Annotated in this window: 25 protein-coding genes; 14 read left to right on the top strand and 11 right to left on the bottom strand. The window is 72.3% G+C overall.

Annotated features, from left to right (window positions below; translation table 11 throughout):
• Positions 1–235 precede the first annotated feature (235 nt).
• The 4 genes from ACFHWE_RS20905 to ACFHWE_RS20890 are packed head-to-tail and all read left to right on the top strand — an operon-like array spanning position 236 to position 4,150.
• Positions 236–1,270: an iron-siderophore ABC transporter substrate-binding protein gene (locus ACFHWE_RS20905; protein WP_416603459.1), complete on the top strand. Its 1,035-nt coding sequence runs from the start codon at positions 236–238 to the stop codon at positions 1,268–1,270.
• On the top strand, positions 1,267–2,310 hold the full coding sequence (locus tag ACFHWE_RS20900) for a FecCD family ABC transporter permease (protein ID WP_416603458.1): 1,044 nt from the start codon (positions 1,267–1,269) through the stop codon (positions 2,308–2,310). Before ACFHWE_RS20905 ends, ACFHWE_RS20900 begins: the two co-directional genes overlap by 4 nt.
• Positions 2,307–3,341, top strand: a complete 1,035-nt coding sequence (locus ACFHWE_RS20895; protein ID WP_416603456.1) for a FecCD family ABC transporter permease — start codon at positions 2,307–2,309, stop codon at positions 3,339–3,341. The genes ACFHWE_RS20900 and ACFHWE_RS20895 overlap by 4 nt, the downstream gene beginning before the upstream one ends.
• Positions 3,338–4,150, top strand: a complete 813-nt coding sequence (locus ACFHWE_RS20890) for an ABC transporter ATP-binding protein (RefSeq protein ID WP_416603455.1) — start codon at positions 3,338–3,340, stop codon at positions 4,148–4,150. The genes ACFHWE_RS20895 and ACFHWE_RS20890 overlap by 4 nt, the downstream gene beginning before the upstream one ends.
• A gap of 12 nt (positions 4,151–4,162) precedes the next feature.
• Here ACFHWE_RS20890 and ACFHWE_RS20885 read toward each other — a convergent pair whose 3' ends face one another.
• A complete protein-coding gene (locus ACFHWE_RS20885; RefSeq protein ID WP_416603454.1) occupies positions 4,163–4,744 on the bottom strand; it encodes an AAA family ATPase in 582 nt (193 codons plus the stop codon).
• 117 nt (positions 4,745–4,861) lie between these two features.
• Between ACFHWE_RS20885 and ACFHWE_RS20880 the strand changes: the two genes are divergently transcribed.
• The 3 genes from ACFHWE_RS20880 to ACFHWE_RS20870 all read left to right on the top strand — a co-directional run bounded on the left by ACFHWE_RS20880 (position 4,862) and on the right by ACFHWE_RS20870 (position 7,426).
• The gene (locus tag ACFHWE_RS20880) at positions 4,862–5,806 is read left to right on the top strand and encodes an alpha/beta hydrolase (protein ID WP_416603452.1); all 945 of its coding nucleotides are present in this window, start codon (positions 4,862–4,864) and stop codon (positions 5,804–5,806) included.
• Between the two features lie 150 nt (positions 5,807–5,956).
• Positions 5,957–6,769 (top strand): sporulation protein, encoded by an 813-nt coding sequence (locus ACFHWE_RS20875; RefSeq protein WP_416603450.1) that lies wholly within the window; start codon positions 5,957–5,959, stop codon positions 6,767–6,769.
• 99 nt (positions 6,770–6,868) lie between these two features.
• Entirely contained in the window at positions 6,869–7,426 is a 558-nt protein-coding gene (locus ACFHWE_RS20870) for an EF-hand domain-containing protein (protein ID WP_416603448.1), read from the top strand.
• Positions 7,427–7,484: 58 nt separating this feature from the next.
• On the opposite strand, the gene ACFHWE_RS20865 is transcribed toward ACFHWE_RS20870, so the two are convergent.
• The 3 genes from ACFHWE_RS20865 to ACFHWE_RS20855 all read right to left on the bottom strand — a co-directional run bounded on the left by ACFHWE_RS20865 (position 7,485) and on the right by ACFHWE_RS20855 (position 10,223).
• Positions 7,485–8,582, bottom strand: coding sequence for a thioester reductase domain-containing protein (locus ACFHWE_RS20865; RefSeq protein WP_416603446.1), 1,098 nt, complete (start codon positions 8,580–8,582; stop codon positions 7,485–7,487).
• Positions 8,583–8,592: 10 nt separating this feature from the next.
• The gene (locus ACFHWE_RS20860; protein ID WP_416603445.1) at positions 8,593–9,270 is read right to left on the bottom strand and encodes a hypothetical protein; all 678 of its coding nucleotides are present in this window, start codon (positions 9,268–9,270) and stop codon (positions 8,593–8,595) included.
• 482 nt (positions 9,271–9,752) lie between these two features.
• Entirely contained in the window at positions 9,753–10,223 is a 471-nt protein-coding gene (locus ACFHWE_RS20855) for an HIT family protein (protein ID WP_416603443.1), read from the bottom strand.
• A gap of 84 nt (positions 10,224–10,307) precedes the next feature.
• On the opposite strand from ACFHWE_RS20855, the gene ACFHWE_RS20850 reads away from it, so the two are divergent.
• Positions 10,308–10,937, top strand: coding sequence for a GyrI-like domain-containing protein (locus tag ACFHWE_RS20850; RefSeq protein ID WP_416603442.1), 630 nt, complete (start codon positions 10,308–10,310; stop codon positions 10,935–10,937).
• Positions 10,938–10,958: 21 nt separating this feature from the next.
• On the opposite strand, the gene ACFHWE_RS20845 is transcribed toward ACFHWE_RS20850, so the two are convergent.
• A complete protein-coding gene (locus ACFHWE_RS20845) occupies positions 10,959–12,314 on the bottom strand; it encodes an NAD-binding protein (RefSeq protein WP_416603440.1) in 1,356 nt (451 codons plus the stop codon).
• Positions 12,315–13,219: 905 nt separating this feature from the next.
• Between ACFHWE_RS20845 and ACFHWE_RS20840 the strand changes: the two genes are divergently transcribed.
• The 3 genes from ACFHWE_RS20840 to ACFHWE_RS20830 all read left to right on the top strand — a co-directional run bounded on the left by ACFHWE_RS20840 (position 13,220) and on the right by ACFHWE_RS20830 (position 16,399).
• A complete protein-coding gene (locus ACFHWE_RS20840) occupies positions 13,220–13,789 on the top strand; it encodes a rhodanese-like domain-containing protein (protein ID WP_416603439.1) in 570 nt (189 codons plus the stop codon).
• Between the two features lie 184 nt (positions 13,790–13,973).
• Entirely contained in the window at positions 13,974–15,389 is a 1,416-nt protein-coding gene (locus ACFHWE_RS20835) for an MBL fold metallo-hydrolase (RefSeq protein ID WP_416603438.1), read from the top strand.
• 131 nt (positions 15,390–15,520) lie between these two features.
• A complete protein-coding gene (locus ACFHWE_RS20830) occupies positions 15,521–16,399 on the top strand; it encodes a sulfite exporter TauE/SafE family protein (protein WP_416603436.1) in 879 nt (292 codons plus the stop codon).
• 355 nt (positions 16,400–16,754) lie between these two features.
• Here ACFHWE_RS20830 and ACFHWE_RS20825 read toward each other — a convergent pair whose 3' ends face one another.
• The 4 genes from ACFHWE_RS20825 to ACFHWE_RS20810 form a co-directional block, all read right to left on the bottom strand.
• Positions 16,755–17,699 (bottom strand): NAD-dependent epimerase/dehydratase family protein, encoded by a 945-nt coding sequence (locus ACFHWE_RS20825; RefSeq protein ID WP_416603435.1) that lies wholly within the window; start codon positions 17,697–17,699, stop codon positions 16,755–16,757.
• Between the two features lie 135 nt (positions 17,700–17,834).
• Entirely contained in the window at positions 17,835–18,170 is a 336-nt protein-coding gene (locus tag ACFHWE_RS20820; RefSeq protein ID WP_416603434.1) for a hypothetical protein, read from the bottom strand.
• Positions 18,171–18,468: 298 nt separating this feature from the next.
• Positions 18,469–19,143 (bottom strand): haloacid dehalogenase type II, encoded by a 675-nt coding sequence (locus ACFHWE_RS20815; protein WP_416603432.1) that lies wholly within the window; start codon positions 19,141–19,143, stop codon positions 18,469–18,471.
• Between the two features lie 136 nt (positions 19,144–19,279).
• Positions 19,280–19,726 carry a hypothetical protein gene (locus ACFHWE_RS20810; protein WP_416603431.1) on the bottom strand — a complete coding sequence of 149 codons (447 nt, stop codon included), beginning with the start codon at positions 19,724–19,726 and terminating at the stop codon, positions 19,280–19,282.
• A gap of 83 nt (positions 19,727–19,809) precedes the next feature.
• On the opposite strand from ACFHWE_RS20810, the gene ACFHWE_RS20805 reads away from it, so the two are divergent.
• Entirely contained in the window at positions 19,810–20,355 is a 546-nt protein-coding gene (locus tag ACFHWE_RS20805) for a type 1 glutamine amidotransferase domain-containing protein (RefSeq protein ID WP_416603430.1), read from the top strand.
• Between the two features lie 92 nt (positions 20,356–20,447).
• Here the strand turns inward: ACFHWE_RS20805 and ACFHWE_RS20800 are convergent, their stop codons facing one another.
• Together ACFHWE_RS20800 and ACFHWE_RS20795 are read right to left on the bottom strand one after the other, a co-directional pair.
• A complete protein-coding gene (locus ACFHWE_RS20800) occupies positions 20,448–21,005 on the bottom strand; it encodes a hypothetical protein (protein ID WP_416603429.1) in 558 nt (185 codons plus the stop codon).
• 54 nt (positions 21,006–21,059) lie between these two features.
• On the bottom strand, positions 21,060–21,704 hold the full coding sequence (locus ACFHWE_RS20795; RefSeq protein ID WP_416603428.1) for a hypothetical protein: 645 nt from the start codon (positions 21,702–21,704) through the stop codon (positions 21,060–21,062).
• 201 nt (positions 21,705–21,905) lie between these two features.
• Between ACFHWE_RS20795 and ACFHWE_RS20790 the strand changes: the two genes are divergently transcribed.
• Positions 21,906–24,512, top strand: a complete 2,607-nt coding sequence (locus ACFHWE_RS20790; RefSeq protein ID WP_416603426.1) for a LuxR C-terminal-related transcriptional regulator — start codon at positions 21,906–21,908, stop codon at positions 24,510–24,512.
• Positions 24,513–25,111: 599 nt separating this feature from the next.
• The coding region (locus ACFHWE_RS20785; RefSeq protein ID WP_416603425.1) for a hypothetical protein at positions 25,112–25,967 on the top strand (856 nt) is incomplete at its 3' end.

Below are 25,967 nucleotides of genomic sequence, written 5' to 3'. Positions count from 1 at the left end.
ACCATGTCAGATCTCAGCGATTGCGTACTTTTCAGGCAGGCTTTAAATTCGGTTAGGCAAACCTAACCGCTGTGGCTGCCACGGGTCCGGGCACGGATCCGCGCACCACGGCGCCCCTCTCCCCGTCTGCCCGAACCCCGTGCACAGAGCCGTGCGCCCGGGAGCGCGGCGGCGCGAGAGCACCGGCCGCGGAACCGCCACAGGACCGCACGGCCGAACACCGGAAGGAAACCCCATGCCCCGCGTTTCACGCCTGATCGCGCTGTCCTCGGCCGCGGTCCTCACCCTCGGCCTCGTCGCCTGCTCCTCCGAGGAGCCCGCCGCCGAGGAGGCCGGAGACGCCTCCAGCGGCGACTGGACCCCCATCACCATCGAGCACGCCCTCGGCACCACCACGATCGACGCCGAGCCCGAGCGCGTCGCCACCGTCAACTGGGCCAACCACGAGGTCCCCCTCGCCCTGGGCGTCGTCCCCGTGGGCATGGCCGCCGCCAACTTCGGCGACGACGACGGCGACGGCGTCCTGCCCTGGGTCGAGGAGAAGCTGGAGGAACTCGGCGCCGAGACCCCCGTCCTCTTCGACGAGACCGACGGCATCGACTTCGAGGCGGTCGCCGACACCCGGCCGGACGTGATCCTCGCCGCCTACTCCGGGCTCACCCAGGAGGACTACGACACCCTCAGCGAGATCGCGCCCGTCGTCGCCTACCCCGAGACCGCCTGGGGCACCCCCTGGCAGGACATGATCGCGTTCAACAGCCAGGGCATCGGCATGGCCGAGGAGGGCGAGCAGCTCATCAACGACCTGGAGGCCGAGATCGACGCCTCCGCCGCCGAGTACCCGCAGCTCGAAGGCAAGTCCACGATGTTCCTCACCCACGTGGACACCACCGACCTCAGCGAGGTCAGCTTCTACACCCCGCACGACACCCGCGCCCTGTTCTTCGAGGACCTGGGCCTGGCGACCCCGGAGAGCGTCGCCACCGCCGCCGCCGAGACCGACCAGTTCTCCCAGACCTACAGCGCCGAGCAGGCCGACGCCTTCAACGACGTCGAGATCATCGTCACCTACGGCGGCGACGAGCTCGTGGCGGCCCTGGAGGCCGACCCGCTGCTGTCGCAGATGCCCGCCGTGGAAAGCGGAGCCGTCGTCAACCTCCCCGGTGACCAGCCCCTGGGCACCGCCGCCAACCCCACCCCGCTGGCCATCTCCTGGGTTCTCCAGGACTACCTGGAACTGCTGGCCGCGGCCGCCGACGGCGACCAGTGACCGCCACCGCAGCACCGCCCGCCCCGGGCGCCGCCCCCGCGCGGCGCCCGGGACGCGGCCGTCCCCTCTGGCTGCTCGCCGTCCTCGGCGTGCTGGCCGCGCTCATGTTCGCCTCCCTCGTGATCGGCTCCCGCGACGTCCCCTGGTCGGCCGTCACCGCCGCCCTGGGCGGATCGGCCGAGGGGTTCGACCAGGCCGCCGTCGCCAAACGCATCCCCCGCACCCTGCTCGCCGTCCTCGCCGGGGCGGCCCTCGGCGTGTCCGGCGCGGTCATGCAGGGCGTCACCCGCAACCCCCTCGCCGACCCGGGCATCCTCGGCGTGAACATGGGCGCCTCGCTCGCCGTCGTGACCGGTATCGCCTACTTCGGCCTGACCACCGCCACCGGCCACATCTGGACCGCGATCGCCGGAGCCGCTGTCACCGCCGTGTTCGTCTACGCGATCGGCTCCCTGGGCCGGGGCGGCGCCACCCCGCTCAAACTGGCCCTGGCCGGGTCGGCGACCGCCGCCGCCCTGGCCTCGTTCATCACCGCCGTGGTCCTGCCGCGTGGTGACATCGCCGAGAGTGTCCGCTCCTGGCAGATCGGCGGCGTCGGCGGCGGCACGTTCGACAGCCTCGCCCAGGTGGCCCCGTTCCTCGCCGCCGGGTTCGCCGTCTGCGTGCTCTCCGCCCGCGGACTCGACCTCCTCGCCCTGGGCGACGACCTCGCCGCCGGGCTGGGCGAGCGCGTGGCCCTGGCACGGAGCGCCGCCGCCCTCGGGGCCGTCGCCCTGTGCGGCGCGGTCACCGCCGTCACCGGCCCGATCGGGTTCGTCGGGCTGGTCGTCCCACACCTGTGCCGCCTGCTGGTCGGGGTAGGCCACCGGTGGCTCATCCCCTTCTCCGCGCTCGGCGGCGCCGTCCTGCTGACCGCCGCCGACGTGGCCGGGCGCATCATCGCCCGCCCCGCCGAACTCCAGGTGGGCATCGTCACCGCCCTGATCGGCGCCCCGTTCTTCATCTACGTCGTCCGCCGCCAGAAGGTTCGCGAACTGTGAGCACCAGCACCGCCCTGACCGTCGCCCGGGGGCGCGCCCGCCGTGCCCGCAGGCGGTACACCGTGATCGCCGTCCTGGCCGCGGCGATCGCCGCCGCCTTCGCCGCGAGCCTCATGGTGGGGCGGACCTTCTACCCGCCGGGCGACGTCGTGGCCGTCGTCCTCGGCCACGACGTGCCCGGCGCCTCCTTCACAGTCGGCCGGCTCCGGCTGCCGCGCGCCGTGCTCGCGCTCGCCGTGGGACTGTGCTTCGGCCTGGGCGGCGTCACGTTCCAGACCATGCTGCGCAACCCGCTGGCCAGCCCGGACGTCATCGGCATCAGCGCCGGTGCGGGCGCCGCCGCCGTCTTCGCGATCGTCGTGCTCTCCCTCGACCGGACCGGCGTGTCCGCCTTCGCGATCGCCGCAGGGCTCGGGGTCGCCCTGCTCATGTACGTGCTCTCCTTCAAGGACGGCGTCGCGGGCACCCGGCTCATCCTCATCGGCATCGGCCTCGCCGCCATGCTCGACAGCGTCACCGCCTACGTGCTCGACCAGGCCGCCCAGTGGGACCTCCAGGAGGCCATGCGGTGGCTGACCGGCAGCCTCAACGGCTCCACGTGGGAGGAAGCCGTCCCGGTCCTGGCCGCGCTGGTGGTGGGCGCCCCCGTGCTGCTGTCCCAGGGCGCGAACCTGTCCGCGCTCCAGCTCGGCGACGACACCGCCTCCGCCCTAGGCGTGCGCGTGGACCGCACCCGCCTCGTCGCGATCGTCGCGGCGGTGGGCCTCATCGCCTTCGCCACCTCCGCCGCCGGGCCGATCGCGTTCGTGGCGTTCCTGTCCGGCCCGATCGCAGCGCGCCTGGTCGGCCCGAACGGCTCGCTGCTCATCCCCTCCGCGCTGGTGGGGGCGCTGCTGGTCCTGGTCGCCGACCTGTGCGCCCAGTTCGCGTTCGGTACCCGCTACCCGGTGGGGGTCGTCACCGGCGTGCTCGGCGCGCCCTACCTCATCTACCTGATCGTCAGAACCAACCGTGTGGGAGGCTCCCTGTGACCACGGCCCATTCGCTCCTCGTGGAGGACCTGACGCTGGGGTACAAGGACCGCGTCGTCGTCTCCTCCCTCGACCTCACGCTCCCGCCGGGGCGGGTCACCGCGATCGTCGGTGCCAACGCCTGCGGCAAGTCCACGCTGCTGCGCTCGATGTCGCGCCTGCTCCAGCCCAAGGGCGGGCACGTGCTGCTGGACGGCAGGGAGGTGCACCGCCTGCCGTCCAAGGAGGTGGCGCGCACCCTGGGCCTGCTGCCGCAGTCGCCGATCGCTCCCGAGGGGATCACCGTCGGCGACCTCGTCGGCCGGGGCCGCCACCCGCACAAGAGGCTGCTGTCGCGGTGGAGCCGGGCCGACGACGCGGCGGTCGCCGAGGCGCTGGAGGCCACCCGGACCGCGGAGCTGGCCGACCGGCCGGTGGACGAGCTCTCCGGCGGGCAGCGCCAGCGGGTGTGGATCGCGATGGCCCTGGCCCAGCGCACCGACCTGCTGCTGCTCGACGAGCCCACCACGTTCCTCGACGTCAGCCACCAGGTGGAGGTCCTCGACCTGCTCACCGACCTCAACCGGTCCCTGGGCACGACGATCGTCATGGTGCTGCACGACCTCAACCTGGCCGCGCGCTACGCCGACCACCTCATCGCGCTCGCCGACGGCCGCCTGCACGCCGAGGGCACCCCCGAGGAGGTGCTCACCCCGCAGACGGTGGAGGCGGTGTTCGGGCTGCGCAGCTCGGTCATCACCGACCCCACGTCGGGCCGTCCGCTCATGCTGCCCATCGGCAGGCACCACCACGCCCCGGTCGACGCCTGAGCAGGGGAGTGCTCACCGGCCGCGCGGGGCCCGGCCCCCTCCACCGGCGAAGGGGACCACTTCGTCCAGCCCCGGCCGGTAGCCGTCCGAGGTGTCGACCTCGATCGCGGGCACGTCCAGGGAGATCGGCACCCACGCGTCGAGTGAGGACTCCCCGCGCTCCAGGGAGCGGAGCAGGTCCCGGTCCGCGTGCGCCGAGCGCAAGGGGCTCTCCCCGGCCCGGCGGCCGATCCTGGCACGCGCGGTACCGGCGTCCACCCGGCAACGGACGACGCGGATCCGGGCCAGGCCGGTGAGCGGCTCCAGGCCGGGCCGCCACAGTTGGTCCTGGAAGGCCGCCTCCGCCACCACGGTCGTCCCCGATTCCAGCAGTAGGCGCAGTACGCCGAAGAAGGCGTCCAGCGCCCTGAAGTCCAGCGGATCTCCGGGGGTCGGTGCGAAGCCGGGGCGGGCGTGGACCATCCCCTCCTTGATCTCGTCGCGGCAGATCGCGGGACAACCCAGGTCCCGGGCGATGCGGTGGGCCAGGGTCGTCTTGCCCGACCCCGGTGGGCCGCTGACGGCGACCAGCGTCGGCGTGCCGTGTTCCGGCATAGCGGAGCGGTACCTTCCGTTTAGTCCGTCCGATGGTCGAACACCCTTGCCATCGACCACACCTGTCGTGCGAGGATTTCCCTTTCAGTGTTCCACCGGCCCCGCGAGGAGTACCCGATGCCGGACCTGCACCCGGAACTGGCCCGCGCCCGGTTCCTGCCGCCCGTGTCCTTCAACGCGGCGCTCGCGCGGCCGGCCCAGCGGCTCTCCGCGCGGATGCGCCCGCCGAAGGCGCCCGAGGACGTGCGGATCGAGGAGCGCACGGCCCCCGGCCCCGAGGGCGCCCCGCCGGTCCGCCTCCGGCTCTACCGGCCGAGGCGCCTCGACGGCACGGCCCCCGCACTGCTGTGGATCCACGGCGGCGGTTTCCTGATCGGCAGCCCCGTCCAGGACGAGGCGGGCAGCGCCGCCTTCGCCCGCGAACTGGGGATCACCGTCGTCTCCGTCGGCTACCGCCTCGCCCCGCAGCACCCGGCCCCCGCCGCCCTGGAGGACGTGTACGCGGCCCTGTCCTGGGTGTGCGAGCACGCCGGCGAGCTGGGCGTCGACTCCGAGCGCCTCGCGATCGGCGGGGCCAGCGCGGGCGGCGGCCTCACGGCGGCGCTCGCCCTGGCCTGCCACGACCGTGGCGGGCCGGCCCCGGTCTTCCAACTGCTCGTCTACCCGATGCTGGACGACCGCACGGCGCTGCGGACCGACATCGGCGCGCGCGACGTGCGCATGTGGACGCCCGCCAGCAACCGGTACGCCTGGAGCGCCTACCTGGGCCGCGAACCCGGAGGGGAGGACGTCTCCCCCTACGCGGCACCCGCGCGGCGGGCGGACCTGTCCGGCCTGCCTCCGGCGTGGATCGGGGTGGGCGACGTGGACCTGTTCCACGACGAGGACCTGGCCTACGCCGAGCGCCTGCGCGCGGCGGGGGTCGACTGCGCGGTCACCGTGGTCCCGGGGGCCTTCCACGGGTTCGACGCCGCCTTCCGCGGCACGGCGCTCGCGCACGAGTTCCACCGGACACAGGAGCGCGCACTGCGCGCCGCACTCTTTCCAGACAAGAAGGATTGATCGGGGCAAAAGCCTAGGAATGTCTGGGCGTGGCAACCGGTTCCGCGAAAGCTGCGTCCTAGGAGACACGGCGCCGGAACCCACCCTCACCTACCGGTTCACTGCCCCCTCCCGGCGCCTCGGGGGCAGGGGCCTGAGGAAAGAGACGCTGTGATCTTCAAGCGCATGCTCGCCAGTGTCGGCATCGGCGGGGCCACTGTGGAGACCACCCTGGACAGCGAGAACGTCCAGCCCGGCGGCACCGTCACCGGGACCCTCAAGGTCACCGGCGGCAGCGTCGCCCAGACCGTCGAGGGCATCAGCGTCGGCCTGCGGGCCACGGTGGAGAAGGAGTACACCTACACCGACGAGGAGGGTGAGGAGCAGTCGGGGGAGTACACCATCGACGTCGTCGTCGCCGACCAGGTCGTCAGTGACGAGGAGTTCGAGCTGGAGCCCGAGCAGGAGTTCGAGCTCGCCTTCGAGCTGACCATCCCCTTGGAGGCGCCCCTGACCGCCGTGAACGGCGAGATCCTCCAGAAGGGCGTGGGCGTCAACACCCGCCTGCACGTGGACAAGGCCCTGGACCGCACCGACGTCGACCCGCTGGCCGTCGAGCCCCTGCCGGTCCACGCCGCCGTCCTGGAGGCGGTCGCCGCCCTGGGCTTCGAGCTCAAGAGCGTCGACCTGGAGAAGGGCAAGATCGCCGGCACCCGCCAGAAGCTCCCCTTCTACCAGGAGTTCGAGTACGGCGCCGCCGGGCAGTACGAGGGCCTGAACTCGCTGGAGCTCACCTTCTTCACCGACGAGGACGGCGTTGACATCGTGCTGGAGCTGGACAAGAAGCCCGGCATCCTGTTCAGCGAGGGCGGCGACACCCTCCTGCGCCTGACCATCGACCACGAGAGCCTGGACGCCGAGGAGATCGCGGGCCGCCTGCACGAGTGGATCGACGCCGTCGCCGGCGAGCGCAGCCTGTTCTGATCGCACCCGCCGGTCCGGGGCCTGTGGCGCGTGCCCCGGACCGCGGGCGAATTCCCGTAATCGCCGGACAGGAGCGGCCCGGCGTCCTAACGTGATGCCATGACCGCATACAGTGCGCACCGCGAGCGCCGCCTGGACCACGCCTTCTTCCACCTGGACGTCGACCGCAACGGTTACGCCGAGCACGACGATCTCACCGCCCTGGCCGCACGGCTCATGGACCTGTTCGGGGAAGCCCCCGGAACCGCCAAGGGCGGGGCACTGATCGACGGCTTCGAGACCTTCTGGCAGGCCCTGCTGGCCGCCATCGACCTCGACGGCGACCGCCGTATCAGCCCCCGGGAGTGGCGCGAGGGCATGGTGGGCGCCTTCGCCGAACGGGAGGGCGGTTTCGACCGCTGTTTCCGGCCCGCCGTGGTGGGGGCGCTGGCCATGGTCGACACCGACGAGGACGGCTCCGTGAGCCCGGACGAGTGGCGGCGTTTCCAGCGGGCGTTCGGAACCTCGCCAGAGGACGCCGAACTCTCCTTCGCCCGCCTGGACTCCGACGGCGACGGCACGCTCAGCGTGGACGAACTCGTCGAGAACGCCCGCCAGTTCTACACCGGCACCGACGAGTCGGCGGTGGGCAACTGGTTCTTCGGCCGGGTCGACTGACCCTGCGCCGCAGGTGGGCGGGTGCGGGGCGGCCGCCCCGCACCCGTGTCCGGACCGCTCAGGTCCGGGCCAGCGGCAGCGGAGGCAAGACCTCCCTGCCCACCAGGTGGTCGATGGTGCGGCCGAAGAAGTCGCGGTCCGGCCAGGGGGGCACGGCACCGGTCCGGGCCAGCGTGGCCGAACTGTCGATCCTGGGGATCCGGTACTCCGGCCGGGTGGCGAGGAGGTGGTCGACCACCTTCCACAGCGCCAGCATGACGAAGGAGTCGGAGGAGCCGATGTCGTCGCGGAGCAGGCCGTGCCACTCCCGCAGCGAGCACTCGCGCAGCGGATAGCCCAGCGCCCGCGCGTGGTCGAAGACCTCGCGGAAGGCCAGGTGCTCGGGGTGGGTGGTGTGGAAGGTCCCGCCCAGCGCGTCGGGCCGCTGCGAGAGGTCGACGATGGTACGGGCCACGTGGTCGACCGGGCTCACAGTGATGTCGCCCTCGCAGTCCGGTGCCGCACCCACCCGGACCACCGCCCGCAGTAGGCGGGCCAGGAAGTCGTTGTCGGAGCAGTGGCCGGTGGCGCTGTGGCCGAGGACGACCCCCGGACGGTACACGGCCACCGGTACGTCGGCGGCCCGCGCCGCCTCCTCGGCCTCCCACTTGGTCCGCGTGTAGCCGATGTCGCCCGCGTAGGCGGAGGGGACCGGGGTGTCCTCGGCGATGACCGCCGCCCCCGCGGCGCGGGAGGCGATGAACACCCCCTGGGTGGAGACCAGGTGTACCGGGGTGCGGCGCCCCCCGTGGCCCGCCAGTGCGAGTACCGCCCGGGTGCCCTCCACGTTGGTCGGCGCGAGCCTGTCGCGGTGCGCGGCGAGGTTGACCGAGGCCGCGCAATGGTAGACCGCGCCGATCCGCTCGGCCAGCCGCGCGTACTCCCGGTCCGACAGCCCCAGACGGGGCTTGCGCAGGTTCCCGTGCACCATCCGCACGCGTCCGTCGGCATCGGCGCCGACCCTCCGCAGCCCGGCGAGCAGCCGCGCCTCACCGCCGCCTCCGCTGCGCCCCCGCACCAGGCAGTGGACGGTCGCGGAGGTGCGGGTCAGTAGTTCGCCCGCCAGGTAGCCGCCCAGGAACCCGGTCGCGCCGGTCAACAGTACGTGATCGCCCATATTCCCCAGGTTAGAACTCCGGCTCCGGAGGTGTCCGGGAAACGGTCGAACCCGGTTCTGCGTGGACGGCGTCCGCCCGGTCGAGCGCTCCGTCCGGGTCGGCCGCGCCGGCCGATCCCAGCAGGGCGGCGGCCTCCTCCCGGGACAGCGCCTCGACCCGCGTGAGCGCGTACCCGGCACGGGCCGCCGGGTCGAGCCCCTCCAGTGGGGCCAGGGCCCGGTTGAGGGGGCCGGGGCCCTCCACGGGGGAGACCCGCAGCCCGGCGGCGGGGCCGCGCGGGTGGCGGCCGGAGCGGACCACCGCGATCCCGAACAGCACCGATCCGACCGCGAAGACGAGGGCGGAGCCGAGCAGCACCAGCCCGGCGGGGCCGCCCGTGAGGTCGGCGACCAGCGCGCCGTCGAGGTGGACCAGCACGATGTTCAGGGCGAACCCGGCGCCGCCGAACAGGCCGAGGCCGATGAGGTTCACCAGGAAGGCGGCCGTGCCGAACCCTCCCACGGCACGGCTCTGCCGCAGGTGCAGGGCGAGGAGCAGAGGCAGGGCCAGCGCCGGGGACAGGCCCAGGAAGAGGCTGGACAGGACGATCTCACCCGTCACGGTCTCGACGGCGTCGGGCAGGGCCATGAAGGCGCCGGAGAGCACACCGAACACGGCACCGGCACGGAACAGGGGCGACGGGAGCACGGGAATCCTCCACTGGGGTCGGCCGCGTGCGGGGTGCACACGGCGTCGGGCAAGGCGACCCTAGGAAGGGCGGCGGCCGCAGAAGTGCCGACCGGCCAGACCCCGGGAGGCGAGCGGCCGCCCGCCCGTGCCGAACGGTACGTGCCCTTCGGCCCGAACCCGTCCCGTCCGTCCACAGAACCCGGCAGGGGCCTGCGCGGCCGCGGCCCGCTCGCCTACGCTCATCCGTGACACGTGCGCCGCGCACGGGGGCGGGAGGGCGGGAGATGACGGCCGAGCGGGCCCGCCGCCGCGCCCACCTGGAGAGCTCCGCCCCGGCCGTGTGGACGCTCGTCGTCCTCATAGCGTTCACGGTCACGGCGGTGCTGGGCGGAACCGCCTGAGCACACCCGTCCGCGCGGGGCCGGTCGACCACGGCCGGCCCCGCGCGCTTGCGCATGCGGAGGGCTTCCACCGCGCTGGGCCTCCGCGCTCGCGGACCGTCAGGCGAGCCGGTCCAGCTCCTCCCCGATCGCCGCGCGCAGGCCGTCGTGCCGGGGGCCGAGCGCGTACCGCTCGTCGTCCCACCGCTCGCGCGGGTACAGCCACACGGGTCGGCCCACGTGCGCGGGGGGCTCCCAGGAGAAGCGTGGCCACACGTGCGCGTGCAGGTAGGGGTCGGTGTTGCCGAGGATCTCCAGGTTGACCCGCCGGAAGTCCGGGTCCAGCCGCGTACAGGCGCGTTCGACGGCCTCCCCCAACAGGTCCATGTCGGCCAGGAACGCCGTCCGTCTATCCTTGTCCATGTCCGACAGACGCCCTACCGCGGGATCATCCACCAGGAGCACGCAGTAACCCGGCAGGAACTGCACGTCCCCGATCACCGCGAACCCCGCCTCCAGTCTCCGGAGCACCGTGGGGTTCGTGCACCGGAGCGCGCTGCCGATCCGGTCCCTACGCCAGTCCCCATCCATGTCCGACATCCTGGCACGCGTCCGGAAGAGGGGGAATCCCCCTTTCGCGGACGCGGCGCCACCCGAGCCCCCCCCGGGAACCCGATGACGAACAAGACCGACTTCAAGAAGACCCTCGACGCCTACCGTGCCGAACAGGGTCGGTTCCGGATCGTCCAGGTCCCGGACCTCAAGTACCTCATGATCGACGGCCACGGTGACCCCAACACCTCCCCGGCCTTCACCGAAGCGGTCCAGGCGCTCTACCCGGTGGCCTACAAGCTCAAGTTCGCCAGCAAACAGGACCTGGGGCGCGACTACGTCGTCATGCCGCTGGAGGGCCTGTGGTGGGCCGAGGACATGGCCGCCTTCACCACCGGGCGCGACAAGTCGCGCTGGGAGTGGACCCTGATGAGCATGGTCCCGGACTGGATCGACCCGGACATGTTCGCCGCCGCCGTCGGGAAGGCCGGGGCCAGGAACAGGCCCGCGCGCCTGGGCGACGTCCGCCTGGAGACCCTCTCGGAGGGGCGCTGCGTACAGACGCTGCACGTGGGGGCGTTCGACGACGAGGCCGACACGCTCGACCGGATGCACCGCGAATTCATCCCCGGCCACGCGCTGCGCGTGACCGGCAGGCACCACGAGATCTACCTCAGCGATCTGCGCAGGACCGCCCCGGAGAAGCTGCGCACCATCCTCCGGCAGCCGGTCACCGCGCTTCCGGCCGGGTAGCCGTTGGGCGGACGGCCCCGCTCAGGCCGGGACCGCGGTGGCCACGTGCGCGCAGCCGCGGCGGGTGGCCAGCGGCCAGGGTTCGAAGGTGCCGTCGGACAGGCGCACGGACACCTCGTGCCGGTGCTCGACCACACCGGTGGCGTCCATCCCCGTGAGCCGGGCCAGGACGTAGGCGGTGCACAGGCTGGTCACGTCGCGGATCGTGCCCAGGGGCAGGAGCGAACGGGTCTCGGCGATCGCCTCGTGCTCGCCCGCCCGGATGACGACCCTGGTTCCGGGGGAGATGCCCTGCGCGGCGATGGACACGGCGATGTTGTCGAGGTCGTCCGAGCCTACGGCCGCCAGAGCCCGGGCCCGGCGCAGGTGCAGCCGTTCCAGGACGGCCCGGTCGCCGCCGTCCCCGGCCAGGACCGGGATGCCCAGGGACCGGGCGATCCGGACGTTCGGTGCGTGCGGGTCCCGCTCCACACCCACGACGGGGATGCCCAGGCTCCGCAGTTCGCAGCACAATCGCAGCCCGACCTGGCCCACGCCGACGACGATGACGTGTCCGAACCGGGGGACGGTGCGGGTCCCGATCAGACCCACCAGTCGGGGGCCGAGCAGGCGCTCGATCAGACCGGCGGTGAACACGGCGGTGAAGACGATGGTGCCGAGCATGAGCAGGGCGGCGGCCACCTGGTAGGCGGTCGAGTGGTGGCCCGCGTCGGCCGGGCCGACAGCGGAGACGACCCGGGCCGCGTCGAAGAAGGCCTCGGCCGGCGGGTGGCCGAGGTTGAGCAGCCACAGCCAGTCGCACAGCAGTGCCGCAGTGATCCCGGCCAGGCCGCCGAGCATGAGCCGGGTGCCCTCGTCGTAGGAGCGGAGCTGTCCGGTCACCCGTCCCCACCACGACCTCCAGCCCGCGCGCCCGCGCGACCAGTCCTCGGTGCGCGGGACGCCCTCCCCGTCCAGCCGCACCGCCTCGGCCCCGGACGCCTCCCCGTGCAGCGCGGCGATGCCGGCGTCGGTGCACGGCCCGGCCAGCGCGGGGGCGGCCAGGTCGGCGGGGGAGGTGACGTGGCACTGCGGCAGCAGCCGGAGCAGTTCGTCGGCCACGGTCCGGTCGAAGATCGTCACGGTGATGGGAACGTCGGGGGACATGTGGGCGACCGCGAGCGCGTAGCGCAGCGCGGCGGCGTCCTCGTGCAGCAGGACCGCCACGGCGTCGCGGGGGGTCGCCATCGCCGCGCGCAGCTCCTCGTCGTTGGGGCGGGCCAGGTGCCGGACGATGAAGCCGTCCTCGCGCAGTGACGCGCACACCCCGCGTGCGGGGTTGGTGTCGCCGATGACGACGAAGGAGCGGTGCCGGACGCGGGGGCTGGTGTGGTCCATGGGTCGGTTCATCGTGTGGTCGGGCGCGATGGCCCAGTCCCTTCGGGGAGGGTCGGATGATGAATCGGATGGGGCAACCGGCCGCCGGTGCCGGGATGATCGGATGAACCAGGCGCGGACGCATCCCCGGTAGCAGGGGCGGGGCCGGTCCGGACCCGGTCGGCGGCGCGGTCGTGGGTTCGAGGGGTGGGTGGTCCTCGGCGCCGCTGCGGGGGAAAGGCGGCGCTAACCCGAGAAAACGGGGCATGGGACCCGTTTTGGGGTACCAGTGTAGAGACCGGTGCGGTAGGCGGTGGCTGCGGGGTGGGGGCGCGAATGTCGCGGAGCCGGATCGCACGCGGAGGCGGGCCGGGTGCGCAGGCCTCAACCGCCCGTGAGCAGGGCCGCCACCCGCTCGCCCGTCCAGTGCCCGGCCGCCCCGCATCGGCGACTCCAGGGCGAAGTAGACCCCGCCGGGCAGCCGCACCGCCCTGTCGGCCCGCGGCGGTGTCCGATCACGGCACCCCGGGTTGTCCCGCCTGCCGTCTGGGGCCTGCCGCCCGAGACGTAGTGGGAGAACCGGCCCGGGTCGGTGTTGGCCCCGTAACCCGCGTACCAGACGAGGCCGTCGCCCTCCGCCGCCATCGGCGTCCCTTTCCCGTCACGGGCCGCGGAGCGTTCGTCCGGGCCCCTCTCCGCCATCCTCACGGACGGCCGGTGGGCCGGTCCAGCCCCAGGGGTCCGGGGCGCGTGCCTGAGTGACGTACGGCACTGGCGGAATATATACACCGGGGGGTATGTTGGCGGATAGGTGAGGGGGCTTTGGGGATCGCACCGCACCCCGCGCCGCACAGAAGGGGCCTCCCTGCTTCCCGGATACACCCCGGGGTATCGAAGGGGAGTCCGCACCACCGTTGAGGAGACCCATGACCGACGACACCATCGACGTACAGGCCGTGCGCGGCCTGGTCGAGACCGACCGCACCGTGCTGGTGGACGTGCGCACACCCGCCGAGTACGAGAGCTCCCACATCGCCGGTGCGGTCAACCTGCCGTTGCAATCGGTGGACCAGCACCTGGGGCGCATCGTCAGCGGCGCCAGGGGGCGCCTCGTCATCGTCTGCCAGTCCGGCAACCGGGCCCGCCAGTGCCAGGACAGGCTGGCCGCGGCCGGCCTGCGGGGCGCGGTCGTGATGAGCGGCGGGATGAACGCCTGGGAGGCCCAGGGCGCCCCGGTCGTGCGCGGCCGGGAGAGGTGGGCGCTGGAGCGCCAGGTCCGCCTGGTCGCCGGAAGCATCGTCCTCGTCTCCGTGCTGGCCTCCCTGCTGTGGCCGCCGGCCGTGGCGGTCGCCGGGCTCATCGGAGCCGGGCTCACCTTCGCCGCGGTCACCGACACCTGCGCCATGGGCATGGCGCTGACCCGGCTGCCCTACAACCAGCCGCGCAACGCCGTCGACGTCGAGGACTCCCTCGACCGGATCGCCGTCGGCCGCTGAGCAGGCCCCGATCCGAGGGAAACGACCGGCCTGGCCCCTCCCTCCAGCCGCGCACACCGGACAGCCCCGCCCCTCCCGGTCGAGGCGGCCCCGACCAGCCCCACACCCGGCGCACCCTTGTCTCCGCAAGATACTCCCCGGGGTATGCAGAGGAGGGGGTGCACACCACCCGCAAGGAGAAACCATGCTGCTGGAACGCATCTACGACGACGACCTCGCCCAGGCCGGCTACTTCATCGGCTGCCAGGCCAAGGGGGAGGCCGTCGTGGTCGACGCACGCCGCGACGTCGGTCAGTACCTCGACCTCGCCCGCGCACACGACATGCGGATCGTGGCCGTGACCGAGACCCACATCCACGCCGACTACCTCTCCGGAACCCGAGAGCTCGCCGCGGCCACCGGCGCCACGGTGTACGTCTCCGGCGAGGGCGGCCAGGACTGGCAGTACGGGTTCGACGCCGAACGGCTCCGCCACGGCGACGCCGTCACCATCGGCAACGTCACGATCCGTGCCAGCCACACACCCGGCCACACCCCGGAGCACCTGTCGTTCCTCGTCACCGACGGAGCGTTCAGCGAGGCCCCGGGCTACCTGCTCTCCGGCGACTTCGTCTTCGCCGGTGACCTGGGGCGCCCCGATCTGCTCGACGAGGCCGCGGGCGGCCAGGACACCCGTTTCGAGGGCGCCCGCCTGCTGTACGCCAGCCTGCGCGACACCTTCCTGACCCTGCCCGACCACGTCCAGGTCTACCCCGGGCACGGCTCCGGCAGCGCCTGCGGCAAGGCCCTCGGCGCGCTCCCCGCCACCACGGTCGGATACGAGCGCCTCAACGCCTGGTGGGGCCCCTACCTGCGCGACGGGGACGAGAAGGGCTTCATCGACGAGCTTCTCGACGGCCAGCCCGACGCGCACGCCTACTTCGCCCGGATGAAGCGCCAGAACAAGGAGGGGCCCGCGGTCCTGGGACCGCTGGAGGCGCCGGCCGAACTCGCGGTCGGAGAGATCGCCGCGCTGCTGCGCGAGGACGCGGCCGTCTTCGCCGACACCAGGCCCCACACCGAGGTGCACCAGGGCACCGTGGCCGGGGCACTGAACATCCCCGGACCCGCCAAGGCCGCGAGCTTCGGAGCCTGGGCCTACGACCCGGAGACCGAGAGCCGCCCGCTGGTGCTCTTCGCGCCCGACGGGAATACCGCCCGGGAGGTCCGCGACCACCTGCTGCGCGTGGGCATCGACCGCGTCAGCGGCTACACCGCCACCCTGGAGGGCCTGCCGGTGACCGTGCCGCCGGTCATCGCCCCGGCGGAACTGGAGTCCTCCGGCGCGGCGCTCGTCCTAGACGTGCGCAACAAGACCGAGCACGCCTCGGGACACATCCCCGGCTCCCGCCAGCTCAGCGCCGGACGGGTCCTGTGGCGCCTCGACGAACTGCCCTCCGAGGGCACCATCGTCAGCTACTGCCAGGCCGGGGCCCGCAACTCCGTCGCGGCCAGCGCCCTGCGCCGCGCCGGATACGACGTGGTCGAACTCGACGGCAGCTACACCGGTTGGGCCGAGTGGGAGCGCGGCCGGGGCTCCGCTGTCGGAGCCGCCGCCTGAGCACCCCGGCCGGGGCGGCTCCCGCCGTGCGGGCAGCCGCCCCGGCCGCCCCACGTTCCGTCCGTCCGGCCCGCAGCGGCCGTGTCGGATGCCGATCCGGGCCGCGATCCCATCTGCGAAGAGAGTGAAGCATGGACCTGTACCTGATCCTCGTCGTGGGTCTCGCCGTGGTGGTGGGGCTCTCGCTCGGACTGCTCGGAGGCGGCGGTTCCATCCTCATGGTCCCGCTGCTCGCCTACGTCGCGGGCATGGCCCCCGAGGAGGCCATCGCCGCCTCCCTGCTCATCGTCGGAACCACGTCGCTGATCAGCGTGTTCACCCACGCGCGCCGGGGTAGCGTGCGCTGGCGCACCGGTCTGGTCTTCGGTGCGGCAGGGATGGCCGGCGCCTTCCTCGGCGGCCTGGCGGGCGGCCGCATCCCCGGAACCGTCCTCATGGTCGCCTTCGCGCTCATGATGGTCGCCACCGCCGTGGCCATGATCCGCGGGAGGGGGAAGACCCAGGCGGGCGGCGACGAAGCGCGGGGCACGGACCTGCCCCTGGGCAGGATCGTCTTCGACGGCTTGGCCGTCGGGGCGGTCACCGGGCTCGTCGGCGCCGGCGGCGGTTTCCTCGTCGTACCGGCCCTGGCCCTGCTCGGCGGCCTCGGCATGCCGGCCGCCGTGGGTACCTCGCTGCTGGTGATCGCCATGAAGTCCTTCGCCGGACTCGGCGGCTACATGACGGCGGTGAGCCTGGACTGGCCCCTGGTCGGAGCGGTCACCGTCGCCGCCGTCGCGGGGTCGTTCCTCGGCGCGCCCCTCACCCCGCGGATCCCCGAGGCCGCCCTGCGGAAGGGCTTCGGCTTCTTCGTCCTGGCCATGGGCGTCCTCGTGCTCACCCAGGAACTGCCCGCGCCCTGGGGCCCCGTCGTCGCGATCGCCGTCGCCGTCCCCGCCGGGCTGGTCCTGCTGTGCCGTCTGGCCGGGTCGCACTGTCCGCTGCCGCCGTCCCTGCGGCTGGCCGCCTAGGAGCCGTTCTTTGAACGTAGTGCCGCACCGCAGGGGGTTGGCGAGGGCGCACACGGGGCTGGCGGAGGTGCCGGAGGCGGGTTCGCGAGGAACGGGTGAACACGCCGCAGGTGCCGAAGGTTCCCGTTCCCCGGGTGCCCGAGCAGGATTGAACCGTGCTGGAGGCGGCGTTTGAGGGTGGTGGCGGGAGACGGGTAGGGAAAGGACCGCGCTGGAGGCGGCGTTTGAGGGTGGTGGCGGGAGACGGGAGGGCCGAAGCGCAGCGGAGGTTCAAAAACACGGCCTAGCGGGCCGGCCGCGCCGTCCGCGCGGGGGCTTCCGCCCCAGGCGGGGCCGGGCGCGCCGTCCGATCCGCTCAGGCCTCGTTGCCCGCGCGTAGCCACGCGATGTAGTCGGCGGCGGCCCGCTCGGTGTCGTAGTCGGGCCGGTAGCCGGTGTCCTCCCGCAGCCGGTCGGTGTCCATGACCATGTGCGGTGTCCGGCCGCCGGTGGGCAGGTCGATCCGGGCGTCGGGGATCGTCTTCCTGATCGCTTCGATGAGGTGGGCGTTGGTGGTGGCCCGGCCGGAGCCCACGTTGTAGGTGCGGTGGTTCAGCCGGTCCGCGAGCTGGAGGAGGGCGATCGCCCGTCCGGTGTCCTTGACGTAGTTGAGGTCGATCCCGTCCTCGGCGAAGGCCGGCTCCATGAGGTGGGAGAGGTCTGGTTCGGTTTCCCGGGCGGCGGCGCGGGCGAGGGCTGGCCCGGCGAAGAACGGGTCGAGGTGGCCGAGTGGCCCCCAGGTACCGGAGATGCGGTAGTCGACGATGTCCAGGCCGGTGGTGTCGGCGAGGAATCCGCCGAGCAGTTCGCCGACCTTCTTGAAGGTGGGGATCGAGACGGCTGCGCTCATCGGCAGCGGGTCGTCCTCGCGCAGGGGCCCGTCGCCGCGCGCACCGAAGTAGACCCCGATCGTGCTGGCGATACCCAGGCGCCGCACGCCCCACTCCTGTGCCGCCTGCACGGTGTTCAGCAGCCCGTCGAGCGCCCGCCGCGTTGCCTCGACCGGTGCAGGGGGGACGGGGGGCCAGGGGTAGGACCCGGCCAGGTGCACGATGCCCGTGACGTCGTGGCGGCGGCCGATCGCGAGCAGGGCTTCGCGGTCGGTGACGTCGGCCTGTTCGACCGCCACGCGCGCCCGGTCGAGGAAGGGTGGGAGCGCTCGGGCGCGGCGCTGGAGCACGACGCAGTCCTCTCCCAGGTCGAGCAGCGATCGCACGGTGTGGGATCCGATGAAGCCGAGGCCGCCGGTGACAAGGATCATGGCTTGCTCTTTTCTCCGTGGGGGTGTCCCTTCACCCATGGACGGGGACGCGCCCTGGCCCGAGACCTGGCGGTCTGTCATCATGAATGAAACGGAACGTTGCTCCTCTTAATATACGGAGCGATGTTCCGTTTTTCAAGACCGCTGGTGGAAGGAGGCCGGGGCGGTCCACGGCGGCCCAGGCGCGGACGGCACGGCCGGCCCCCGGCGCGGCCAGCGGACCCATCGGCGGCGGCGCGTCCCCCGGACCGAGCCGTTCAGGTCCCAGCCCTCCCCGGCGCCGACCAGCCCTCCGTCCGACGGTTCGAGCGGGAGGAAGCGCCCTCCGACCCGTTCGAGCACGGACACGCCCGCGGCGCTGTGGCGGGCAAGCGCCGTCCCACCGTCGACCGCGGAGCCGTCCGGGTAGCACGCGGTGTCCGCGAGCTTGAACAGGTTCACGAGCGTGATCGGCGCCGCGGGGACCAACACGCCAGTCCGTCTACGTCCGCTTCGGATCCCGGACCGCTCATCGCGCTGCTGCGCCGCGCCGACGAGCGCCGGCGGGTTCGAGGCCGCGATGAGCCGGCCGGACACCGCCGAGCGCCTCGACGCGAGCCTGCTCGCCGTACCCGGGCCCGCAGCAACCGGTGCCTGAGCCCGGAGTACGCCTACATCGTCGCCCGCCGCAAGCTGGAAGCCCCCACCGGCCCCATCACCCCCTGAGCACCGGGCCCCGCACCGGTCGGCGGGGAGGAGGGGCCAGCGGCCCCCGGGGCCGGACGGAAGGTCAGTCGGCGGACAGCTCCAACAGGCGTTCGGCGACCTGGACGAGATCGGTGCCGGTCACGTCGGGTGCCGTGAAGACGTCGCCGTAGCGGCCTTCCAGCCGTGCGCACCAACCGGCGAGGCAGCCCGCGCGTTTGGCCCCATGGCAGTCCCAGGCGTGCACCGCGACCAGCGCCATGGCACCCGGCGGCGTTCCCAGCTCCTCGGCCGCCGCGCGGTAGACGGAGGGTGCGGGTTTCCAGGTGCCGACCCGCTCCGCGGTGACCACCCGGTCCACGTAGCGCGTCAGGCCCGCCCGCTCCAGACAGCGCGCCGTGTTCTCCGTACTGCCGACGGTCAGGCAGCCGACGCCCAGCCCGGCCTCGGACAGCCGTCGCAGCGCAGGTTCGGCGTCGGGGTGTGCGGGCAGATGGCCGAACCCCTCCAGAACGTGGTCGATGGCGTCCTCGGAGGCGGTGTGGCCGGTGTCGGTGCGCAGCGCCTGCCGTGCCACCGACCCGAACTCCCCGAAGTCCCCTGTGAGGGCCAGCGCCATCGAATCGCGCTGGAAGCGCATGAACCACGGCTCCAGCAACCGTGCGGGCCGGCCGATCTCCTCCAGCCGTGCACGGAGCGGATCCAGGTCCAGCAGGGTTTCGAGTACGTCGAAGGCTACGGTGCTTGGGCGCGTGGACATGGGACCTCCCTCGAACCGTGATTCCCGCTCCGATCGGTTCCCATAGAGGGGCCGTGGGCAAAGAATCCATGGCTACGGTCCAGGCGGGGACGGACGGTCCCCGCCGACCGGAGCGCCGTCACCGGTGCCACGGACCTCAACCGTTCCCGGTCGACCCGGCCACGGCCAGCGCGGTGGTGACGACGGGAACGTCGACGGTGACCATGGCCATCTCCCACGTTTGTGCGTCCGTCCGGAAGGCGATAACGCGTACGTCGCCGAGCGCGCTCTCCTTGGGGGAGGCCGGTTCCCGCACCTGGAGCACCTCGCAGGACAGCGGCACTGGTACCGGTTCGGCGTAGGGGCGCAGCGGACGCCACCTGCGCCAGGCGAGCCGCTGGGGGCCGCCCAGGTGCATGGCCAGCAGGCCCTGCAGCAGGTGGTGGAGGTCCTGCTCGGCGGCGCTGGCGCTGGCGCTGGCGCCCCCGAGCGTCGCCGCTAGCGTTCGGGGATCGAGCAGGTCTGTGAAGGAACAGGTGCCCGCGGTCCTACGCGGCGAGGGGGCCAGGGGGTCACTCTTCCGGGGAGCGGCGACCGCGTCCACCGGGTGGGGGAGGCCGGGCGGTGGGTAGGGCTCCCTGTGCGGCGTCCGCCGCGCTGTCCGCGAGTCGAAACGAGGGGGAGGTCATGGCTGCCGTGCTCACGGGCCGCCGGGTCGCGATCCTGGCGGCGGACGGAGTGGAACAGGTCGAACTCGTCGAGCCGAGGAGGGCTCTGGAGGAGAGGGGCGCACGGACGGAGCTGGTCTCGCTGCACGAGGGGACCATCCAGGCGATGAACGGTGACATCGAGCCCGCCGACCGCTTCACCGTGGACCGGCGGGTCTCGGAGGCGGACCCGGACGGCTACGACGCCCTGGTGGTGCCGGGCGGGACCGTCAGCCCCGACCACCTGAGGAGGGACGGCGACGCGATGCGCTTCGTGCGCGGGTTCGCGGACGGGGGCAAGCCGGTCGCCGCCATCTGCCACGGGCCGTGGGCCCTGCTGGAGGCCGGGGTGGCCGAGGGCCGCACGGTGACGTCCTACCCGAGCCTGCGCACCGACCTGCGCAACGCCGGGGCCGTGGTCGTGGACGAGGAGGTCGTCACCGACCGCGGGGTGACCACCAGCCGCGACCCCGGGGACCTGCCCGCCTTCTGCGAGCGGATCGTGGCGGAGATCGAGCACGCTTAGGTGCGGGGTCCGCGCATGGTCTGGTGAGGGACCGGAAGGCCCGGGGCCGCGGTCGGTGGCGGGTCAGCCCCGACCGCGGCCCCGGGGCCCGCTCACACGTGGCAATCGATCAGCTCGCCCGGCACCGGGAGGGTGAACTCGACCGAGACCGTCTCGGTCCCTTCCAGGGCGTCGTTCAGGACGGCGCTGCCGGTGACCTGGTCGCCGGAGGTCTCCAGAGCCACCTCCTGCCCTGAGCCCATCGCCCCCTGGTTGGAACCGAACACGCCTTCGGGGCCGGACCAGGAGACACTGTCCATCGACATCCCGCCGATCTTCTGGACGTAGGCGTCGATCTGGACCGTCTCGCCGTTGGAGACACCGCGGCCCTGCAACTCCAGTTCCCGCTCCACCCCGACCTGTTCCAACGGGACGCAGTTGCGTACTTCGGTGATCTCGTACTCCACCCCGTCCACGGAGACCGTACCCAGGACGGCGGCGGCGCGGTCGGTGTCCTCGGGAGTGCCCTCCGCCACGGAGGTCTCCGCGGCGGCCTCTCCGTCCTGGGACGCGGTGTCTCCGCTACCGGTGCTCAAGGCTGAGCAGGCGCTCGTCGCCGAAGCGAAGGCGAAGGCCGAGAGCAGGGTGGGGGCCAGACGTCGGTGGTGCATGGTGCGCTCCGGAAGTTGTCGGGTGGCTCGGGAAACAGGGGGCCGTGGTGGAGGTCAAACGCAGTGGGCGGCGGCTGTGAAGGCACCCGACAGCGGGTCCTGTGCCATGGGGGCGTCGGCGAGGGTCCCGGTCGCGGTCACCTCCTGGCCCACGGCCCGGATCAGTGGAGAGGGGCCGCTCCCGCGCTGCCATTCGGGCGAACCGCCCCGCTCGCGCCCGTGCTGGACCATCGAGATGCTGTTGAGTTCGCGTTCAGGGGTACCGCCGATCAGGGTGAGCTGGACGAACTCGTCCTCCCAGTTCCAGCCGAGGTCCGGACCGATCTCGCGTGTCATGCGCAACTCGATCGGACCGAGGCCGGCATCATTCCCTGTCGCCAGCACGCTGAGCCGTTCGCCCCCCTCCGCTTCCGTGTGATCGCAGGAGGGTTCGTCGAACTCCAACCGTGTACCGTCGACCTCGATGTAGGCGGTCCCCGCCTCCGCGGAGACGACGTCGTGGAGCGCGTCGGCGAACAGTTCGTCCAACGCCGCACCGGACTCGGCGCCGTCCGCGTCATCGCCGCCGGAAACGGATCCGGCACTCTCGGACGGAGCGCCCCCCTCCGAGGCGTTCGTCCCGACGGGCTCCTCCGCGCCGAAACAGCCGGTGGCCAGGGCCAGCAAGGGCACAGAGAGCAGGAAAAGGGCTCGCCTCACCGGAGATGGGGTCGTGTGTGCCGACAAGGTGTCTCCATCGTCAGAGTGTGAGTGCGGCGGCTGGGCAGCCGCCTTCCCGCTTCCGGCCTGCCGAAGGCACAAGGTAGTGACGCGAACCCCGGGGCCACCATGGTCAATTCCTGACTACGGGCCGGTGCGGGAAGAGCTGGAAGGCGGCGAGCGCTGTTAAACTCCCTGGCCATGGCTCACAGACCGGAGCCGCGGTCCTCGCGCGAAAACCAACTGCGGGATCTGGTCGCCGCACTGTCGTCACGAACCGGAACGCGCCGCGCACACCTGGTAGAGGGACCCGGAGGCATCGGCAAGAGCCACTTGCTCCGCGACCTGGCCAGGGAGTTGCGAACCGTCGGCCTCGTGCCTGCCCTCGTCACCGGCTCCACCGCTGGTGCCGACATCCCCCTGGGGGTATTCGCCGGTCTCGAACCCCCGGCGGCGCAGGCCACACGGGAGGCATCACCCGCGGCCCGCATGATCTCGTACTTCGCCCAACGGAGGTCCGTCGCGATCCTGCTCGTGGACAACGTCGACGCACTGGACCCGGCCTCGCTGTTCGTCACGGCCCACCTGATCCGCGACACGCACCTGCGTACGGTGGTCACGACCCGGCGGCTCACCGAGGCCCCTGGGACGGTCCGTGACCTCTACGACCACGGCAGTCTGGCCGCGCACACACTGCTCCCGCTCTCGGAGGCGGAGTCGGTACGGATGGCCGGACAGCTCCTGGGAGGGCACCTCACACCCGGCGCCGCCGCGGCGATCGCCGCCCGCGCCGAGGGCAACCCTCTGCACATCAGGGAACTCGTGCGCGGTTCCCGTGCCGAGGGGACCCTGGTGCGCACCCCCCACGGGTGGGACCTGAACGGCCCCCTCCACCCCACGAGCCGACTGACGCAGTTGATCGGTTCCCACCTGCACGAACTGCCCGCGCCCGACCTCGCGCTCGCCTCGGTCCTCGCCGCAGCGGGCGAGCTGCCGGTGTCAGCGCTCGACCCCCATGAGTGGGACCACCTCATCGGTGAGAGGATCGTGGCGCAAAGCGACGGATGGCTGCGCCTGTCCCACCCCCTCTACGCCGAGGTGCTGCGCGCCCGTGTCCCCGCCGCCCACCTGCGAAGACATCGGAGGCGGGCCGCCTCACTGCTCGCCTCGGCGGCGGAGTCGGCCACCCCCGTGCGGGCCGCCGACCTGATCAGGCGGTCCGTGATCCTGGCAGTGGAGTCCGGCGAGCCCGTCTCCGCCGAAGCGGCAGCGGCGACCGCCGAGCACGCCCACGCACTCCTGAGGCACGAACTCGCCCTGCGGATCGCCACGCGTGCGCTGGAGAGCGCACCCGGTGACGTCCGGTTGTTGAGCGTGGCCGGACGGAGCGCCTCGGCGCTGGGTGACCCCGGCCTTGCCGACCGCCATCTCGACTCCGCCCTGGAGCGTGCGCGAACCGACACGGAGACCTCGACGGCGGCCCGGGCCAAGGCCCACCATCTGGCCACACGCCACCACCGTGCCGCTGACGCAGCCCACCTCCTCCAAGAGGCGGGGGAGCGCATCAGCGATCCGGTGGAGACCGTCCGGGTGGAGCACGACGCCTTCCAGTGGCGGATGGTCGGCGGCCTGCACACCGTCCTGGCCCCGCCGATCACCGACTCCGAGGACACCGCGTACGCCCACGCCCTGCTGGTTACGGTGATGGCGACGGTGATCACGGGCCCCCTGGAGGAGGTGGAGCAGCTCCTGCGGCGACTGGAGGAGGTCCTGCCCGGCCACCGGGAACAGCTTCCCGCGGCCGATCAAATGGTGCGCCTCGCCGGGTTCATGGCCCTGTCCTACACCGGGGACACCATCGCCACACGCGCCGCGCTGGAGCAGGAGCTCCGTACCCGCGCTTTGGAGCACCCGCAGATGCGCGGCACCTGGGAGTACGCGCTCGGCCTCACCGAACTCCTCACCGACGACGCCGAGCAGGCGCGCGTACTGGCCGAATCGGCGGTCCGGCACCTCAGGTGGCGGGACCCCATGGGCCTGTTGCCCGCCGCGCTCGCCCTGGCCTCGGCCGCCTGCACCGCCGTGGGCAGACCGGTACAGGCCGGAAGCCATCGGAGTGGCATCGCCGAGGCGAGCCTGGCCGACCCCAAGGTGAGGATGCAGACGACATGGGCACGGGCATGGCACGAACGCGCAGCGGGCAGGCCGGAGGAGGCCGCGGCGATCCTGGCGGAGGGCGCCCGGTACCTGATCGACACCCGACACGTGTTCCTGGCGGGGATGCTGGCGCACTGCGCCGTGCGACTCGGCCACCCCGGGCCGGTGGCCAAGCTCGTGGCGGAGGCCGCCGAGGCCGCGGGCGGTGGCCTCGCCGTCTTCATCCAGGAACACGCGGCGGCGGTGGAGCACCGCGACCACGAGGCGGCGGCGGACCTGTTCGCACGCGCGACCGATCTGGGCCTGCGCGCGACCGCAGCGGACACCGCGCTCGCCATGGCCCGCTGGTCCTCGGCGGACGGAGACCGGCGGACCGCGGACCTGTGGAACGCGCGCGCCGCACGGATCGGGCGGGGGCCCGCCCTCTGGTCGGCCGCACCTGACCGGTCCGCGATGCTCACCCCCAGGGAGTCCGAGGTCGCCTTCCTCGCGGCACACCGTCTGACCTCCAAGGAGATCGCCCACCGGCTCGGTAGCTCCCCCAACACGGTCAACAACCAGCTCGCCGCCGCCTACCGCAAACTGAGCGTGCGGGACAGGGCCGGGCTGCGCGAGGTCCTGGCCCCCGAGGGGGACCCGCGGGAGGGGTGACGGTGGGCCACCGCATGTCCGGCGGTGTTCTGCGCCCCAAGGATCCGCAGGCACCTCTGCCCGTTCTCCCCGCCACCCCGCGAAAGCAGCCTGAGGGGAGCGCACGCCGGCGCCGAACGCCGTCACGCTCCGGGGAGGTCGGCAATGGAAGCAGTTATGGATGATACGAAACGTCTGATTGATTGGGGATAATCACGTCTGGCCGGTTTTCGGTGGGGGATTCGCTTTCATTTTCTGTCGAAGGTCTTTGCTGTATCACGGTTCACTGGAGAAACACAGGTGGACCCTGTTCATTCGGGTACCAACTTTCGGCGGCTCTATTGAATCGATCCCGGGGCGGGTCTAGTCTTCGAGTCGGGTCGGCAGTCCGGCCGCATCGGCGGGTTCTTTTCATCGGTTCTGTTTTCGGGGGTCTCCTCTCGGGAGGGAAGGGCTCGGGCGTATTGTCAGTCCCCCTTCTTTCGTGAGTGGTTTCATTTCCTGGTTTTCCGATGTATTGCTTCAGGGAACTCTTTTTGTTGTCTGCGGTGCACTTCAAGATCGCCTGATCTGCAGTTTCGCAATGCCGTTGTGTTTCTTCGCGTAAAGGTGGTGGCTTCATGGCCCCGGACAGTTCGCAGCCCCGTGCCGATGAGGTGTGGGCCGAATGGACCCCCGAAGGGAAACTGTGGGTGACCGCCCACGGCGGACCGGAGGGCGCGCAGCTCCAGGCGCAGTGGCCGGACGGGACATGGGCGAGTATCGGTGACTTCCAGCAGGGCGGCTCGTTCCTGAACCCGAACGTGCCCCCCACCTACATGTGGGAGAAGGACCTCCTGATTCTGCGTGTCCACAAGAACGGACAGGCCTCCGAGATCCAGAAGATCGAGGTGAGCCCCGCGCTCGCGATTTCGCCCGCATGGATGTTCGAGGGCGGCGTGTGGGTGAGCGCGCACGGCGGGCCGGAGGGCGCGCGGCTCCAGGCGCAGTGGCCGGACGGCAGGTGGGCGAGTATCGGTGACTTCCAGCAGGGCGGTTCGTTCCTCAACCCGAGTGTTCCGCCCAGCTACATGTGGGACGAGGACACCCTGCGCCTGCGCGTCCACCGGGAGGGGCTCTCCTTCCCGCCCCACCAGGAGGTCACGGTGCGCCCCCCGCTGGCCGAGGTGTGGGCCGCGTGGACGTTCGAGGGGAAGCTGTGGGTGAGCGCCCACGGAGGACCGGACGTCGCCTACCTCGAAGCCCAGTGGCCGGACGGCAGGTGGGCGAGTATCGGTGACTTCCAGCAGGGCGGCTCGTTCCTCAACCCGAGTGTTCCCCCCAGCTACATGTGGAACGAGGACACCCTGCGCCTGCGCGTCCACAAGAACGGACAGGCCTCCGCCGCCCAGGAGGTCACGGTGGCCGTGCTCACCGTGTCGGCGGTGTGGGACGCCGAGGGGAAGCTGCGGGTGAGCGCGCACGGGGGGCCGGAGG

Origin of the sequence: Nocardiopsis sp. LOL_012 (assembly GCF_048060475.1) — a bacterium.
Classification (GTDB): Bacteria; Actinomycetota; Actinomycetes; order Streptosporangiales; family Streptosporangiaceae; genus Nocardiopsis.
Note: the sequence above shows the minus strand (reverse complement) of the source record. Positions and strands in the feature narration are given on the sequence as shown.